General features: G+C 68.1%; 11 protein-coding genes. 8 read left to right on the top strand and 3 right to left on the bottom strand.

Annotated elements, in window-relative coordinates; genetic code table 11:
• Positions 1–69 precede the first annotated feature (69 nt).
• The gene (locus tag ACTVZP_RS01315) at positions 70–1,734 is read right to left on the bottom strand and encodes an NAD+ synthase (protein ID WP_443210270.1); all 1,665 of its coding nucleotides are present in this window, start codon (positions 1,732–1,734) and stop codon (positions 70–72) included.
• 182 nt (positions 1,735–1,916) lie between these two features.
• On the opposite strand from ACTVZP_RS01315, the gene ACTVZP_RS01310 reads away from it, so the two are divergent.
• The 3 genes from ACTVZP_RS01310 to ACTVZP_RS01300 all read left to right on the top strand — a co-directional run bounded on the left by ACTVZP_RS01310 (position 1,917) and on the right by ACTVZP_RS01300 (position 6,041).
• Positions 1,917–3,455 carry an MORN repeat-containing protein gene (locus tag ACTVZP_RS01310; RefSeq protein WP_443210269.1) on the top strand — a complete coding sequence of 513 codons (1,539 nt, stop codon included), beginning with the start codon at positions 1,917–1,919 and terminating at the stop codon, positions 3,453–3,455.
• 364 nt (positions 3,456–3,819) lie between these two features.
• Positions 3,820–4,947: a copper-containing nitrite reductase gene (nirK, locus tag ACTVZP_RS01305; RefSeq protein ID WP_443210268.1), complete on the top strand. Its 1,128-nt coding sequence runs from the start codon at positions 3,820–3,822 to the stop codon at positions 4,945–4,947.
• 296 nt (positions 4,948–5,243) lie between these two features.
• Positions 5,244–6,041, top strand: a complete 798-nt coding sequence (locus ACTVZP_RS01300; protein ID WP_443210267.1) for an SUMF1/EgtB/PvdO family nonheme iron enzyme — start codon at positions 5,244–5,246, stop codon at positions 6,039–6,041.
• A 227-nt stretch (positions 6,042–6,268) separates the two neighbouring features.
• Here ACTVZP_RS01300 and ACTVZP_RS01295 read toward each other — a convergent pair whose 3' ends face one another.
• Positions 6,269–6,730 carry a pseudoazurin gene (locus ACTVZP_RS01295; RefSeq protein ID WP_443210266.1) on the bottom strand — a complete coding sequence of 154 codons (462 nt, stop codon included), beginning with the start codon at positions 6,728–6,730 and terminating at the stop codon, positions 6,269–6,271.
• 498 nt (positions 6,731–7,228) lie between these two features.
• On the opposite strand from ACTVZP_RS01295, the gene ACTVZP_RS01290 reads away from it, so the two are divergent.
• Positions 7,229–8,818 carry a 2-isopropylmalate synthase gene (locus ACTVZP_RS01290; RefSeq protein WP_443210265.1) on the top strand — a complete coding sequence of 530 codons (1,590 nt, stop codon included), beginning with the start codon at positions 7,229–7,231 and terminating at the stop codon, positions 8,816–8,818.
• A 223-nt stretch (positions 8,819–9,041) separates the two neighbouring features.
• On the opposite strand, the gene ACTVZP_RS01285 is transcribed toward ACTVZP_RS01290, so the two are convergent.
• Positions 9,042–9,998, bottom strand: a complete 957-nt coding sequence (locus tag ACTVZP_RS01285) for an acyltransferase family protein (protein ID WP_443210264.1) — start codon at positions 9,996–9,998, stop codon at positions 9,042–9,044.
• A gap of 350 nt (positions 9,999–10,348) precedes the next feature.
• On the opposite strand from ACTVZP_RS01285, the gene ACTVZP_RS01280 reads away from it, so the two are divergent.
• Genes ACTVZP_RS01280 through mrdA form a run of 4 tightly spaced genes read left to right on the top strand, consistent with a single transcriptional unit; the run spans position 10,349 to position 14,797 of the window.
• Positions 10,349–11,386, top strand: coding sequence for a rod shape-determining protein (locus ACTVZP_RS01280; RefSeq protein WP_002719492.1), 1,038 nt, complete (start codon positions 10,349–10,351; stop codon positions 11,384–11,386).
• Positions 11,387–11,419: 33 nt separating this feature from the next.
• Entirely contained in the window at positions 11,420–12,322 is a 903-nt protein-coding gene (mreC, locus tag ACTVZP_RS01275) for a rod shape-determining protein MreC (protein ID WP_443210263.1), read from the top strand.
• Positions 12,315–12,854, top strand: a complete 540-nt coding sequence (locus ACTVZP_RS01270; protein ID WP_443210262.1) for a rod shape-determining protein MreD — start codon at positions 12,315–12,317, stop codon at positions 12,852–12,854. Before mreC ends, ACTVZP_RS01270 begins: the two co-directional genes overlap by 8 nt.
• Positions 12,851–14,797 (top strand): penicillin-binding protein 2, encoded by a 1,947-nt coding sequence (gene mrdA, locus ACTVZP_RS01265; RefSeq protein WP_443210261.1) that lies wholly within the window; start codon positions 12,851–12,853, stop codon positions 14,795–14,797. The genes ACTVZP_RS01270 and mrdA overlap by 4 nt, the downstream gene beginning before the upstream one ends.
• Positions 14,798–14,801 lie beyond the last annotated feature (4 nt).

Genomic DNA, 14,801 nt, shown 5'->3' with positions numbered 1-14,801 from the left:
GCCGAGCGCCCGCCTCTCTCGGCCAGAGGCGATTCCGGGACTGAATCGCCTCTCTCGGCCAGAGGCGATTCAGTCCCGGCTTTCGTCCCGCCAGCGATTCACCATCGGATAGCGACGGTCGAGCCAGAAGGCCCGCCGCGTGAGCCGCGTGCCGGGCGCCGACTGGAAGCGCTTCCACTCGCTGAGAAAGATCAGCCGTTCGACCTTCTTCACCACCTCGCGGTCGAAGCCCTTCGCCACCAGCTCGGCCACGCTCTCCTCGCGGTCGACGAGCCCCTCGAGGATTGCATCGAGTGTCCCGTAGGCCGGCAGGCTGTCCTCGTCCTTCTGGTCCTCGCGCAGTTCGGCCGAGGGCGCCTTGTCGATCACGCGCGGCGGGATCACCTCGCCCGCCGGTCCCTGCATCCAGGGACGGTGGTGCAGGTTCCGCCAGCGGCACATCTGGAAGACGCGCGTCTTGTAGAGATCCTTGATCGGGTTGAAGCCGCCGTTCATGTCGCCGTAGATCGTGCAGTAGCCCACCGCCACCTCGGACTTGTTGCCGGTGGTCAGCAGCATCTCGCCGAACTTGTTCGACAGCGCCATGAGCAGGAGGCCCCGCAGCCGGCTCTGGATATTCTCCTCGGTGATGCCGGGCGCAATTCCGGCGAAGAGCGCGGCCAGCGCCTCGCCCACCGCCTCCTGTGGTCCGCCGATCCCGACCTCGTCCAGCCGGCAGCCAAGCGCGCGGGCCACCGCCGCCGCATCCTCGAGCGACGCCTGCGAGGTGAAGCGCGAGGGCAGCATCACGCAGCGCACGGACTCCGGGCCGACGGCATCCGCGGCAATTGCCGCCACCAATGCCGAATCGATCCCGCCCGACAGCCCCAGAACCACGCGCGAGAAGCCGCTCTTGCCGAGATAGTCGCGCAACGACAGCACCATGGCGTGATAATCCGCCTCCCAGAGGTCGGGCTGCGCCACGATGGGCGCCTGCAGCGCACGCCAGCCCTCCTCCGTCTCCTCGAAGTCGAGATGGACCAGCGTCTCCTCGAAGGCCGGAAGCTGCGCCATCAGCCGACCGCGCGGATTGAGCACGAAGGAGGCGCCGTCGAAGACCTGATCGTCCTGCCCGCCCACCATGTTGAGATAGACGAGCGGCAGGCCGGTCTCGACCACCCGCGTCACCATGAGGTTGACGCGCACGTCGAGTTTCTCGCGGTGATAGGGCGATCCGTTCGGCACCAGGAGGATCTCGGCGCCCGTCTCGGCCAGCGTCTCGCAGACATCGGGATGCCAGCTGTCCTCGCAGATCGGAATGCCGATGCGGACCGGCCCCACCCGGCAGGGCCCGTGCACCTCGCCCGAAGAGAAGAGGCGCTTCTCGTCGAAGACCTCGGAATTGGGCAGGTGATGCTTGAAGACCGTGGCGCTCACGCGGCCGCTCTCGAGCACCCAATAGGCGTTCATCAGCCGACCCTCGCGCAGGCACGGGCCCCCGATGCCGATCGCCGGGCCTTCCGCGCAGTCCGCCGCCAGCCGCTCGAGCGTCGCCATCGCATCGCGTGCAAAGGCCGGGCGCATCACGAGGTCCTGGGTCTGGTAGCCGGTGATGAACATCTCGGTCAACGCCACCATGTCGGACCCCGCGTCGCGCGCGGCCTCCCATGCCCGCCTGGCGAGGGCCGCATTTCCCGCGAGGTCGCCCACCGTCGGATTGAGCTGCGCAAGGGTAAGGCGGAAGCGTTCTGGCATGGGTCTCCGATCCGTCGGCAGTCCCGGCTCACGCCGGTTTGGCTTGTCTTCTAGCAGACTGCAGGGCAAGGAAAAGGCGATAGCGGCCGGGGCGCTTGTCAGTCCGGGGGTCAGTCACTAGGCTGCGCCCTCGGCCAGCGCGGTGCCAGCAGGCGGGGCAGTCGGCAAACGGGGCAGTACGGATGCGGAAGACGAAGGAACGGATCGGACAGGCCCGGGCAGGCAGTCTGATCGCGATGGCACTTGGTGCCGCGCTGGGGGCACAGGCAGCCTTCGCGCAGGATGCCGGGCCGGTCTCGACCAAGCAATACGACGACGGCTCGGTTTACGAGGGCACGTTCCGCAACGGCCTGCAGCATGGCACGGGCACCTACCGGCTGCCCAACGGCTACGAATACACCGGCGAATGGGTGGATGGCGAAATCCGCGGCGAAGGCCGCGCGCGCTTCCCCAACGGCTCGGTCTACGAGGGCGCCTTCGTCGCCGGCAAGCCCGAGGGCCGCGGCAAGATCACCTTCTCGGACGGCGGAACCTACGAGGGCGAATGGGTGGCCGGCCAGATGACCGGCGAGGGCGTGGCCCGCTACGCGAACGGCTCGGTCTATACCGGAGCGTTCCGCAACGCGGTGCACCACGGGCAGGGCGTGATGGAGAACCCGGGCGGCTACCGCTACGAAGGCGACTGGGTCGATGGCGTCAAGGAAGGTCGGGGAAAGATCACCTATCCGGACGGCGCGATCTACGAGGGCGACCTCGTGAAGGGTCAGCGGCAGGGCCAAGGCATGCTCACGATGCCGGACGGGCTCGTCTACGTGGGCGCCTGGGAGAACGGCCAGATCAACGGCAAGGGCGAGCTCACCCAGCCCAACGGCGACGTCTACGAGGGCGAACTCAGGGACGGCCAGCGCGAGGGGACCGGCAAGGTCACCCACAAGAACGGCGACACGTACGAGGGCGAGTTCAAGTCCGACCGCCGGCACGGCAAGGGCACCTTCCGCGGCACGGACGGCTATGTCTACGAAGGCAACTGGGTCGACGGCCGGATCGAGGGACAGGGGCGCGTGACCTATCCCGACGGCTCGGTCTATGTCGGCCAGTTCCACGAGGACCAGCCTGAGGGTCGCGGCAAGATCACCTACCCGGATGGGTCGACCTATGAGGGCGACTGGAAGGCCGGAGTGATCGAGGGCCGAGGCAAGGCGACCTATGCCAACGGCCTCGTCTACGAGGGCGAGTTCCACGCCGCCAAGAACCACGGGCGCGGGGTCATGACCTATCCCGACGGCTACCGCTACGAGGGCGACTGGGTCGACGGCCAGCGCCACGGACAGGGCGTGGCCACCTATGCCGACGGCACCGTCTACACGGGCCCCTTCGTCAACGGCCAGCGCGAGGGCGAGGGCGAGATCGTGATGGCCGACGGCTTCCGCTACAAGGGCAGCTGGAAGGCGGGCGAGATCGACGGCCAGGGAACGGCGACGTACGCCAATGGCGACATCTACGAGGGCACGTTCAAGGCCGGCAAGCGTCAGGGTCAGGGCGTGATGCGCTACGCCACGGGGCAGGAGAGTGCGGGCACCTGGCAGGACGGCATCCTCGCCGAGCCCGCCGCCGCCCCTGCCGGAGACGCTGCCGCATCCGGCGAGGCCCAGGCCATGCCGCAAGATGGCTCTTCCGGCGAAGCCGCGTCTCCGCCGGCCGAAGCCGCTCCCGCCAACTGAACAGCCCTGACGCGGACCCCGCCGGCCCGCGCCGTGGCTCCGGCAGGCGGCGCAAGCCCATCCGCCGCGCGGGTCCGCCGTTGCGGCTTCCGCGCCGCCCGGACGCTCCCGGCCGCAGGCGCAGGCCGCCCCAGGGAATCCTCGGGCGGTTCATGCGCCCGCGGCCAAGAGTCGGGCATCTTCCAGAGCCTCAAGCATCGCGTGACCTCCGGCAGCCGGCCGGATCCGATCAGCCTTCACGCGCCTGCGACATATGCGACCGCGGCCGTCTGGCTTCCGGCACTTGTTGCGCATTCGCAAACTTCATCGGCACCGGAGGTCTACCGATCGGGTCACAGGCATCATCCATCGAAGGAGAAACCCGATGTTCACTCGCCGAGCCGCCCTTGTGGGAGCAGCGGCCATTGTCTCCGCACCGCTCGTGATCCGCACTGCCGGTGCAGGGGAGACACCCGCCCAGGCGGCCGCCGTCGCCGCGCCGACCGACCTTGCCCATCTCCCGCGCGTCAGGCACGAGCTGCTCGTCCCGCCCCTCGCCCATGCGCATGAACAGGTCGCGACGGGCGGGCCGGTCATCAACGAATTCGAGATGAAGATCGTCGAGAAGGAGGTCCAGCTCGACGAGGACGCCTGGATGCAGGCCATGACCTTCAACGGCTCGATCCCGGGTCCGCTGATGATCGTGCACGAGGGCGACTATGTCGAACTGACGCTCGTCAACCCGCCCGAGAACACGATGCCCCACAATATCGACTTCCACGCAGCGACCGGCGCGCTCGGGGGCGGCGGGCTCACCCTCATCAATCCGGGCGAGAAGGTGGTGCTGCGCTTCAAGGCCACCCGCGCGGGCACCTTCGTCTACCACTGCGCGCCCGGCGGCCCGATGATCCCCTGGCATGTCGTCTCGGGGATGGCTGGCTGCATCATGGTCCTGCCGCGCGAGGGGCTGAAGGACGCCGACGGAAAGCCGGTCCACTACGACCGGATCTACTACATCGGCGAGAGCGACCACTACGTGCCGAAGGACGCGGACGGCACCTACAAGCGCTACACCGATCCGTCCGAAGGCTATGACGACATGGTGGAGGTCATGAACACCCTGACCCCGAGCCACATCGTCTTCAACGGCGCGGTGGGCGCGCTGACCGGCGACAACGCGATGAAGGCCAACGTGGGCGAGACGGTTCTCTTCATCCACAGCCAGCCCAACCGCGACTCGCGCCCGCACCTCATCGGAGGCCACGGCGACCTGGTCTGGGAAACCGGCAAGTTCCACAACACGCCCGAGCGCGACCTCGAGACCTGGTTCATCCGCGGCGGCTCGGCGGGGGCCGCCCTCTACCGGTTCCTGCAGCCGGGCGTCTACGCCTACGTGAACCACAACCTGATCGAGGCCGTCCACAAGGGCGCAACCGCGCATGTCCTCGTCGAGGGCGAGTGGAACAACGACCTGATGGAGCAGGTCGTGGCACCGATCGGGCTGGCAGGCTGACAGCCCTTCCCCCGAACACTCCCGCAGCTCGGCCGAGCTGCGGGACATCCGGCCGCCCCTCGCGCTCTTCACCATGGGCGGTGCCTTCCGGGAAAGACCTCGCCAGATCGATCGCTTGCCCCAGAAGTTCCTCGCGGACCCGAGGCGACACGGGATGGGGCCGCGCCTTCGGCAGCCGCACTGAACCGTCTGCGGGCCGGACCCTTTGCGCAACGCCCTTTGTGGCGCGGTCGTCCCGCCCGGCGAGGCCCGAGATCAGCCAACCGGCGTGCCCCCCTGACTGAAGGATCCGCCTCATGTTCCGCGCCGCCCTCGTCTCTGGTCTCCTGGCCCTGGCTTCGTTCGCGGGGATCAGCCTCGCGCCCGCCCCGCAGGATCGCCTTGCGCCGCCCGACACGATCCGGATCCCGGCAGGGGCCGCGCACTACCGGTCGTCGGCCGAGTTCCGCGTCGGCACCCGGCGCGTCGATCCGCCCGAGACGCTCCTCCGGATGGCTGCGTTCGACATCATGACCCATCAGGTCACGCAGCAGGATTACGCGCGCTGCGTGGCGGACGGCGCCTGTGTCGCGGCCGTGACCGGCGCGGGCGAGAGCCTGCCGCAGACGGGCGTGAACTGGTCGGACGCCCGTGCCTATGCCGTCTGGCTGTCTCGCCGAACCGGGCAGCCGTGGCGCCTTCCGAGCGATGCCGAGTGGCTCCGGGCGGCGGCCGAGCGGGGCTTCGACGGCGCCCTCGGAGCTGAGGGTGCGGATCCGTCCGAACGATGGCTCGCGAGCTACCGCTCCGAGGTCGCGCGCCGCGGCGAGGCGGATCTCGTGCCCCGCCCGAGCGGCCACTTCGGGCAAAACAGCCTCGGGGTCTGGGACATGGCGGGCAACGTCTGGGAATGGACCGACGCCTGCGACGAGAAGGTCTCGCTTGCCGAGGACGGCACGCCCCTGGGATCCGAGCGGTTCTGCGGCGTCCGGGTCGTGCAGGGAAAGCACCGTGCCTTCATCGTCGACTTCGTGCGGGACGCGCGTTCAGGTGGATGTGCAGCCGGCATCCCGCCCGATTTCCTCGGCTTCCGGCTGGTCCACGACCCGTCCTGAGCCTCGCGAGACAGCGGCCGCCTGCCGGCGCGGGAGCACGGAGCGGGCAAGGAGTCCCCGGAGGATCCGTTCACCTGCCTGTACGGAAACCCCGCGACAAGCAGGGCGCGGGTCGAGGAGGCCTTGACGCACGCTCCGCGCGACCGGCAGCCTCTTCAGCAAACGCAAAAGCCCGGCCGGGAGGCCGGGCCTGGCTCTGGCGGGGCGGGCCTCGGCCCGCCTTGTCGTCAGTTCGCCTCGTAGTTCTGCAGCACCTGCGCCATGATCGGGTCAAGCCGGGCCTGTGCACGGGCCGGGTGCGGCACGGTCAGCGCATCCTCGAGGTTGATGGGCGAGCCGACCTGGATCAGCGCCACCATCCCCATCCCGTAATAGGGCATGCTCTTGACGCCCCAGACGCCTTCCTGCGTGAGGGTGATCGTCACGGGCTGGTTCATCTCGCCGCGGAAGCCGCGCGCGCCGAGGGGCAGCATGCCGGGAATGACCTCGGCGTTGAAGCCCTTGTCCACCGGCACGAAGGTCACGGTGTCGCCGACGCTCGCCTGGATGAAGGCGGGCTCGAAGGCCTTGGCACCGGTCGAGCCGATGTTCACCATGGCGATCTCGTAATGGGCCGCAAGGGCGGCGGGGGCGGCAAGGGCCGCGGCGAATCCCGCGGCGAGGCCGATCATCGGGAGTTTCGCAAGCATCTCAGTCGTCCTTTCTGCGCATGGGTCTGGTAGAGGTGTCTTTCTCACCGACAAGGTTTACGCCTGTTGCGAAATCCAAGGCTTGCGCTGCATCAAATTCGGGCACCCGCGCCCCGCGACCCGCCCGCGCAGGCGATTTCCGCATGGCCGAGTTGCAGGACGCGCAACGCTTTGCGCATCCCCGGCAGGCACTTTCGTCGCCCGGCGTCAGGCCGCGAAGGATGTACGATCGAACAGATCCTCGGTGGCGACCGGGGGCAGCGAGTGCCGAAAAGGGCTCCGCAGGGTCAATTTGGCGCTTCCCTTTTGGCGCGCCCTCCGTAATATCCGCGCCATGACACGGGACCGCTCCATTGCGATCAGCTTCGCCACGCCGCTTCCGGCGCGGCCCGCCCGTGCGCTTCTTCTCCTTAGCTGCCTCTGAGCGTGCCCTTGGGCGCGACCGCTCGGAGGTGACCAGCGCCCGGGACCGAAGCTGAGGAACACGAGAGAATTCACATGACCGATACGACCCAGACCGCTTCCGAGCAGGACCGCGTCCTGATTTTCGACACCACGCTGCGCGATGGCGAACAGTCGCCCGGCGCGACCATGACGCATGACGAGAAGCTCGAGATTGCGGCCCTGCTCGACGAGATGGGCGTCGACATCATCGAGGCGGGCTTTCCCATCGCCTCCGAGGGCGATTTCGACGCCGTGTCGGCGATCGCGAAACAGTCGCGCAACTCGGTGATCTGTGGCCTCGCCCGCGCGAACTACAAGGACATCGACCGCTGCTGGGAGGCGGTCAAGCATGCGGCGCGGCCCCGTATCCACACCTTCATCGGCACCTCGCCGCTGCACCGCGCAATCCCGAACCTCGACATGGACCAGATGGCCGAGCGGATCCACGACACGGTGACTCATGCGAGGAACCTCTGCGACAACGTGCAGTGGTCGCCGATGGACGCGACCCGGACCGAGCACGACTATCTCTGCCGCGTGGTGGAAATCGCGATCAAGGCCGGCGCGACCACCATCAACATCCCCGACACGGTGGGCTATACCGCGCCCCGCGAAAGCGCCGACCTGATCCGGATGCTGCTCGAGCGGGTGCCGGGCGCTGACAAGATCGTGTTCGCCACCCACTGCCACAACGACCTGGGCATGGCCACGGCCAATGCGCTGGCGGCGGTGGAGGCCGGGGCGCGTCAGATCGAATGCACCATCAACGGTCTCGGCGAGCGCGCGGGCAATACCGCGCTCGAAGAGGTGGTGATGGCGCTGAAGGTGCGGAACGACATCATGCCCTACCGCACAGGCATCGATACCACGCGGATCATGAACATCTCGCGCAAGGTGGCGACGGTCTCGGGCTTCCCGGTGCAGTTCAACAAGGCCATCGTCGGCAAGAACGCCTTCGCGCATGAATCCGGCATCCACCAGGACGGGATGCTGAAGAACTCCCAGACCTTCGAGATCATGCGCCCTGCGGATGTGGGGCTGGCGGACACCTCGCTGGTGATGGGCAAGCATTCCGGCCGCGCGGCGTTGCGCGCCAAGCTGAAGGATCTGGGCTACGACGTGGCCGAGAACCAGCTGAACGACGTCTTCGTGCGGTTCAAGGCGCTGGCCGACCGCAAGAAGGAGGTGTTCGATGACGACATCGTGGCCCTGATCCAGGACCAGGTGACGAGCGCCGAGCATGACATCCTGCAACTCAAGCGCCTGCGCGTGATCTGCGGCACCGAGGGCCCGCAGGAGGCCGAGATGACTCTCTCGGTCGAGGGCGTCGACCATTCCATCGACGCGACCGGCGACGGCCCCGTGGATGCGGCCTTCAACGCGGTGAAGATGATCTACCCGCATCATGCGAGGCTGCATCTCTATCAGGTCCATGCCGTGACGGAGGGCACGGATGCGCAGGCCACGGTCTCCGTCCGGCTGGAAGAGGACGGCAAGATCGCCACGGGTCAGGCCGCCGATACGGACACGGTCGTGGCAAGCGTGAAGGCTTACGTGAACGCGCTGAACCGGCTGATCCACCGTCGCCAGAAATCGGCGCCGGGCGCGGACATGAAGGACGTCCACTACACGTCCCACGCCTGAGGCGAGACCGGGCCGCCGCAACGGCGGCCCGGCGCAAGCCCGCTCGGGTCGGGCGGGCGCTGGATGCCGCCGCCGCTCCTCCCGGTGGTGTGCCATTCCTGAACTCGCTGCGGGCCGCCTTGCGGTGCATCCCACCTCGGGCCGACGGCGTCGCCGGGCGGGATTTGCCTCATCCCGCGCAGAGGCGTTCCGCCGCGTCCGCGCGAACCGGCTGCCCTTCCGGCTAGAGCAACGGAAGCCTGCGCGCGGCGATGACCACCGGCACCGAAAGCAACGATGCCACGACAAGACCCACGAACGTCCGCAGCGTGTCGCCCATCTCCACGTCATAGGTGAAGTGCAGCACCGCGATGTGGATGAGGTAGAGGGCCGTCGCGAACTGTCCCAGATCCCGGCTCGTCCCTGCCAGTTGCCAGCGCTTCACCGTGAGAAACAGGACCGGGCAGACCACGGCCAGCGAGACGAAGATCTCGAACACCGTATCGTCCGGGTTCCAGATCATGTTCGCCGCCCATTCCGCCACCAGCAGGGCAAGTGCCGGCACGAGAAGCCGCCAAGAGCCGAACCTGGCAAACCTCTCCTCGTGGCGGGCGATGAGGACGCCGCAGACGAGGAACGGGAAGCCCACAAACAGGAAGTTGCGGTAGGTCTGGACGTCGTTCAGCCGGTCATCGATTGCACCGTCAAGGAGGTGGAAGTTGCCCGCATACTGGATCCCTACGCCGACGGCGAAGGCCGCAAGCCCCGCCAGCGCCAGCACCCGCTCGCCCGCCCTCCTCAGCGCAGCCACCATGAGCCCGGCGAGGAGGAGCGCCAGCAGATACCAGAGGTGGTAGTAGCCGAAGAACGCCACCTCGCGCCCGAAGGCCGGAACCTTCAGCGCCCCCGGCAGCCAGAGCGGCGCGTAGAGCGCCATCCACAGCACGTAAAGCAGAGCCACGCGAGCGGCCCAGCGGCCGATGCCGCGATCGAGTTGTCGCTCGAGATAATAGCCGTTGATCACGAGGAAGGTCGGCACCGCGATGCGGAAGAGACAGTTGGTGAAGAAGTCCGAGGCCACCTGATCGACATCGCGCAGGAAGCCCGCGTGCAGGCCCAGGACCATCACGGCCATGGCGATCTTCAGGGCATCGAGGGAGAGGTTACGAAGCGGCAGGCTCGGGGCGGCGGAGGGTGTCAAGCGGCTTCCCCATCATGTCGGAGCGCCGGGAAGCTAGCGCAATGAAGCGCGGCAGCAAAGGTGTCGTGCAGGTCGTTTTCCCACCCATTTCGGCTTTTTCTTCACCTGTCCAAATGCGATCTTGCCCCGGGCCGAACGGCTGTCGACGAGCGTTCGTTTGCACATATCGAACATTTGGCCCGAGATTTGCAACCCGAGGTTGCGCCCTGGCCGCTGTCGACGCGCGGAATGGCGCCGCCCCGTCCCGTCAGGGCCCTTCCCCTCTCGTCGCACCCTTCCTATAAGCAGGGCGCCTGCCTCGCCGAGAGTCGCGGGTATTTTCCTTCTTCGCAGGACAGGATCAGCAGAGCATGTCGTTTCTCACCGGCCTCTTCTCGTCGGACATGGCCATCGACCTCGGCACCGCGAACACGCTGATCTACGTTCGCGGCAAGGGCATCGTCCTCAGTGAGCCTTCGGTGGTGGCCTACCATGTCAAGGACGGCAAGAAGCAGGTTCTGGCCGTGGGCGAGGACGCCAAGCTGATGCTGGGCCGCACGCCCGGCTCCATCGAGGCCATCCGCCCGATGCGGGAGGGCGTGATCGCCGACTTCGACACTGCGGAGGAGATGATAAAGCACTTCATCCGCAAGGTGCACAAGCGCACGACCTTCTCGAAGCCGAAGATCATCGTCTGCGTGCCGCACGGCGCGACCCCGGTCGAGAAGCGGGCGATCCGCCAGTCGGTCCTGTCCGCCGGCGCCCGCCGCGCAGGCCTGATCGCCGAGCCGATCGCCGCGGCCATCGGCGCGGGAATGCCCATCACCGACCCCACCGGCAACATGGTGGTGGATGTGGGCGGCGGCACGACCGAGGTCGCGGTGCTCTCGCTCGGCGACATCGTCTATGCCCGCTCGGTGCGGGTCGGCGGCGACCGGATGGACGAGGCGATCGTGGCCTATCTCCGCCGCCACCAGAACCTGCTGATCGGCGACTCGACCGCCGAGCGGATCAAGACCTCGATCGGCACCGCGCGGATGCCCGACGACGGGCGCGGCCAGTCCATGACGATCCGCGGCCGCGACCTTCTGAACGGCGTGCCGAAGGAGACCGAGATCAACCAGGCGCAGGTCGCCGAGGCGCTGGCCGAACCGGTGCAGCAGATCTGCGACGCCGTGATGCAGGCGCTGGAGGCCACGCCCCCGGATCTCGCCGCCGACATCGTCGACCGCGGCGTGATGCTGACCGGCGGCGGCGCGCTGCTCGGCGATCTCGACCTCGCGCTGCGCGAGCAGACCGGCCTCTCGATCTCGGTGGCCAACGAGTCACTGAATTGTGTGGCCCTCGGCACCGGCAAGGCGCTGGAATACGAGAAACAGCTCCGGCATGTGATCGACTACGAAAGCTGACGGCCCCGCCGCCGGCTCTGAGAGGGAGCGCCCTTGGCCCGAGACCGGACCAGACCGGAGGATTTCACCCGTCCGCTGCGCCGCATCCTCGTCGGCGGGCTGGTCTTGCTGCTGCTCGGGATCTTCCTGATCTGGCGCATCGACAGCCCCCGCGTCGAGCAGTTCCGAGCGGCGCTGATCGACCGCGTGGTGCCCTCGTTCGAATGGCTCATGACGCCCATGACCAAGGTCGCGGCCATGGTCGAGAACTTCCAGTCCTACACGCGGATCTACGAGCAGAATCAGGAGCTGCGCCGGGAACTTCAGCAGATGAAGGCCTGGAAGGAAGCCGCGCTCCAGCTCGAGCAGAAGAACGCGCGGCTTCTGGACCTGAACCAGGTGCGGCTCGATCCGAAGCTCACCCATGTGACGGGCGTCGTGCTGGCCGACTCGGGCTCGCCCTTCCGGCAGTCGGTGCTGCTGAACGTGGGCGCGCGCGACGGCATCCGCGATGGCTGGGCCACGATGGACGGGATCGGCCTCGTCGGCCGGATATCGGGCGTGGGCAATACCACGAGCCGGGTGATCCTGCTCACCGACACGAGCAGCCGCATCCCCGTGACCGTGCAACCTTCGGGCCAGCGGGCGCTGCTGACGGGCGACAACTCTCCCTCCCCGCCGCTCGAGTTCCTCGACAAGCCCGACCTCGTGCGGCCGGGCGACCGGGTGGTGACCTCGGGCGACGGCGGGGTGTTCCCGGCCGATCTCCTCGTGGGACAGGTGGCACAGGGGCCGGACCGGCGGCTCCGCGTCCGGCTCGCCGCCGACTACGGGCGGCTCGAGTTCCTGCGCGTGCTGCGCAGCCACGAGCTCGAGCCGATCAGCGACCCGGGCGGGCTGGTGGCCCGGCCCCCCGCCCCTCCGATGACCGCGACGGCGGAGGGTGCCGATGGCTGATGGGGTGCGCCGCCGCGTCTGGCTATATCCGACGGCCTTCGTCGCCATCGGTGCCTTCCTCGTGATGCTGCGCCTGCTTCCGCTCGGCATCGAGGCGGGATCCTGGCCGGGTCCGGATCTGCTCCTCTGCCTGATCCTCGCCTGGGTGATCCGGCGGCCGGACTACCTGCCCGCGCTGCTCCTCGCGGTGGTCCTGCTGCTCGAGGACCTGCTGCTGATGCGTCCGCCGGGGCTCTGGGCCGCACTCGTGCTGGTCGCGACGGAGTTCCTGCGCACGCGCGCGGCGCTGACCCGCGAATTGAGCTTCCCGGTCGAATGGCTCCTCGTCTCGGGGATCATGCTCGCACTTCGCTTTGCCGAGCGCACCATCGCCGCCATGGCCTTCCTGCCGCAACCGGCGCTGGGAGAGCATCTGCTGCAGACCGCCACCACGATCCTCTGCTATCCTGCCATCGTCGGCTGCTGCTGGCTGCTTCTGGACCTTCGCAAGCCCGCCACGGGCGAACTCGACGCTTTCGGGAGGCGCATGTGAGACGATCCGCCCGCGATTCCGAGGACAGCGCGCGGAAGGTGAACCGCCGCGCCCTGTTCCTTGGCGGAGCCATGACGGCCATGTTCGCCGTCCTGGGTGCGCGGATGCGCTATCTGCAGGTGGATCAGGCCGACGAGTTCAAGCTGCTGGCCGAGGAGAACCGGATCAACATCCGCCTCATTCCGCCGACCCGCGGCCAGATCTTCGACCGCAACGGCCGCCTGATCGCCGGCAACGAGCAGAACTACCGGGTCGTCATCACCCGCGAGGATGCGGGCGACGTCGAGGCCGTGCTGCGCCGCCTCGCAGGGGTGATCCCGCTGACCGAGCCCGACATCGAGCGCGTGATGGCCGAAGCGAAGCGCCACAGCCCCTTCGTGCCGATCATCGTGGCTGACCGGATGGCCTGGGATGACCTCTCGAAGGTCGCGATCAATGCCCCCTCCCTGCCCGGCGTCACGCCGGAGGTGGGCCTGAGCCGCGCCTATCCGCTCGACAGCGACTTCGCGCATGTCGTGGGCTATGTCGGACCGGTGAGCGAGAGCGATCTCGCCAAGATCGAGGATCCGGATCCTCTGCTGAAGATCCCCGAGTTCCAGATCGGCAAGATCGGCGTCGAGACCTGGATGGAGGACACGCTGCGCGGCAAGGCCGGCACGAAGCGGATCGAGGTGAACGCCTACGGCCGCATGATGCGCGAGATCGACCGTGTCGAAGGCGAGGCGGGCGACGACATCCGGCTGACCATCGACGCCGAGATCCAGGATTTCGTGCAGGCGCGGCTTGGCGCGGAAAGCGCCGCGGCGGTGGCGATCGACGTGCAGACGGGCGACGTGCTCGCGATCTGCTCCTCTCCCTCGTTCGATCCGAACCTTTTCGTGCGCGGTATCTCGTTCAAGGACTATGCGGCGCTGACCGAGAACGACCACAGGCCGCTTGCCAACAAGGCGGTGCAGGGGGCCTACCCGCCCGGCTCGACCTTCAAGATGGTGACCGCGCTGGCCGCCCTTGAGGCCGGGGCCATCGGTCTGGACACGGCCGTCTACTGCCCCGGCCACTACGAGACCGGAGGACGGCGCTTCCACTGCTGGAAGCGCGGCGGGCACGGGATGGTCTCGCTGACGCGCTCGCTCTCGGAAAGCTGCGACGTCTTCTATTATGACGTCGCGCAGCGCGTGGGCATCGACAAGATCGCCGAGATGGGCCGCAGGCTCGGCCTCGGCATCCGCCACGATCTGCCCATGTCCGCGATCACCGAGGGCATCATGCCCGACAAGGCCTGGAAGCGGCAACGCTACGAGCAGGAGTGGCGGATCGGCGACACGATCAACGCCTCGATCGGCCAGGGCTACGTCCTCGCCTCGCCGCTGCAACTGGCCGTGATGACGGCGCGGGTCGCAAGCGGTCGGGCGGTCCAGCCGCGCCTCGTCCGCGCGGTGGGAGAGACGGAGCTTCCCGTGGCGGACGCTCCGATGCTCGGGGTCAACGGATCGATCCTGCGGGCAGTGCGCGAGGGCATGCACTCCGTGATCAATGCCCGCCGCGGCACGGGCTACTCGAACCGGATCGTGGATCCGACGCTCGTCATGGCGGGCAAGTCGGGCACGAGCCAGGTGCGCAACATTTCCACCGCCGAACGAGCGCGCGGCGTGATCTCGAACGATCAGCTTCCCTGGAACCGCCGCGACCACGCGCTCTTCGTCGGCTTCGCGCCCTACGATGCACCCCGCGTCGCGGTGGCCGCGGTGGTCGAGCATGGCGGCGGCGGCTCTTCGGTCGCGGGACCCATCGTGCGCGACGTGCTGCTGCGCTGCCTGACGCCCGGCCCCCTGCCCCCGCTTTCCGCATACCCCGAGAGCCAGCGCGCGCGGATCGAGACGCTTCTCACGAGCCTGCCGCTCCGCAAGATCGAACCCGAAGTCACCACCCGCTCGCGGGCCTGAGGCT

It is taken from the genome of Rhodobacter sp. NSM (genome assembly GCF_052244495.1).
Classification (GTDB): Bacteria; Pseudomonadota; Alphaproteobacteria; order Rhodobacterales; family Rhodobacteraceae; genus Cereibacter_A.
The sequence above is the reverse complement of the archived record's forward strand: the minus strand, read 5'-3'. Positions and strand labels throughout refer to the sequence as shown.

Coding starts and splice junctions, on each gene's coding strand:
- nirK (WP_443210268.1), top strand. CDS start 3,820: ATGTTCACTCGCCGAGCCGCCCTTGTGGGAGCAGCGGCCATTGTCTCC.
- ACTVZP_RS01310 (WP_443210269.1), top strand. CDS start 1,917: ATGCGGAAGACGAAGGAACGGATCGGACAGGCCCGGGCAGGCAGTCTG.
- ACTVZP_RS01295 (WP_443210266.1), bottom strand. CDS start 6,730: ATGCTTGCGAAACTCCCGATGATCGGCCTCGCCGCGGGATTCGCCGCG.
- ACTVZP_RS01315 (WP_443210270.1), bottom strand. CDS start 1,734: ATGCCAGAACGCTTCCGCCTTACCCTTGCGCAGCTCAATCCGACGGTG.
- ACTVZP_RS01280 (WP_002719492.1), top strand. CDS start 10,349: ATGTCGTTTCTCACCGGCCTCTTCTCGTCGGACATGGCCATCGACCTC.
- ACTVZP_RS01300 (WP_443210267.1), top strand. CDS start 5,244: ATGTTCCGCGCCGCCCTCGTCTCTGGTCTCCTGGCCCTGGCTTCGTTC.
- ACTVZP_RS01290 (WP_443210265.1), top strand. CDS start 7,229: ATGACCGATACGACCCAGACCGCTTCCGAGCAGGACCGCGTCCTGATT.
- ACTVZP_RS01270 (WP_443210262.1), top strand. CDS start 12,315: ATGGCTGATGGGGTGCGCCGCCGCGTCTGGCTATATCCGACGGCCTTC.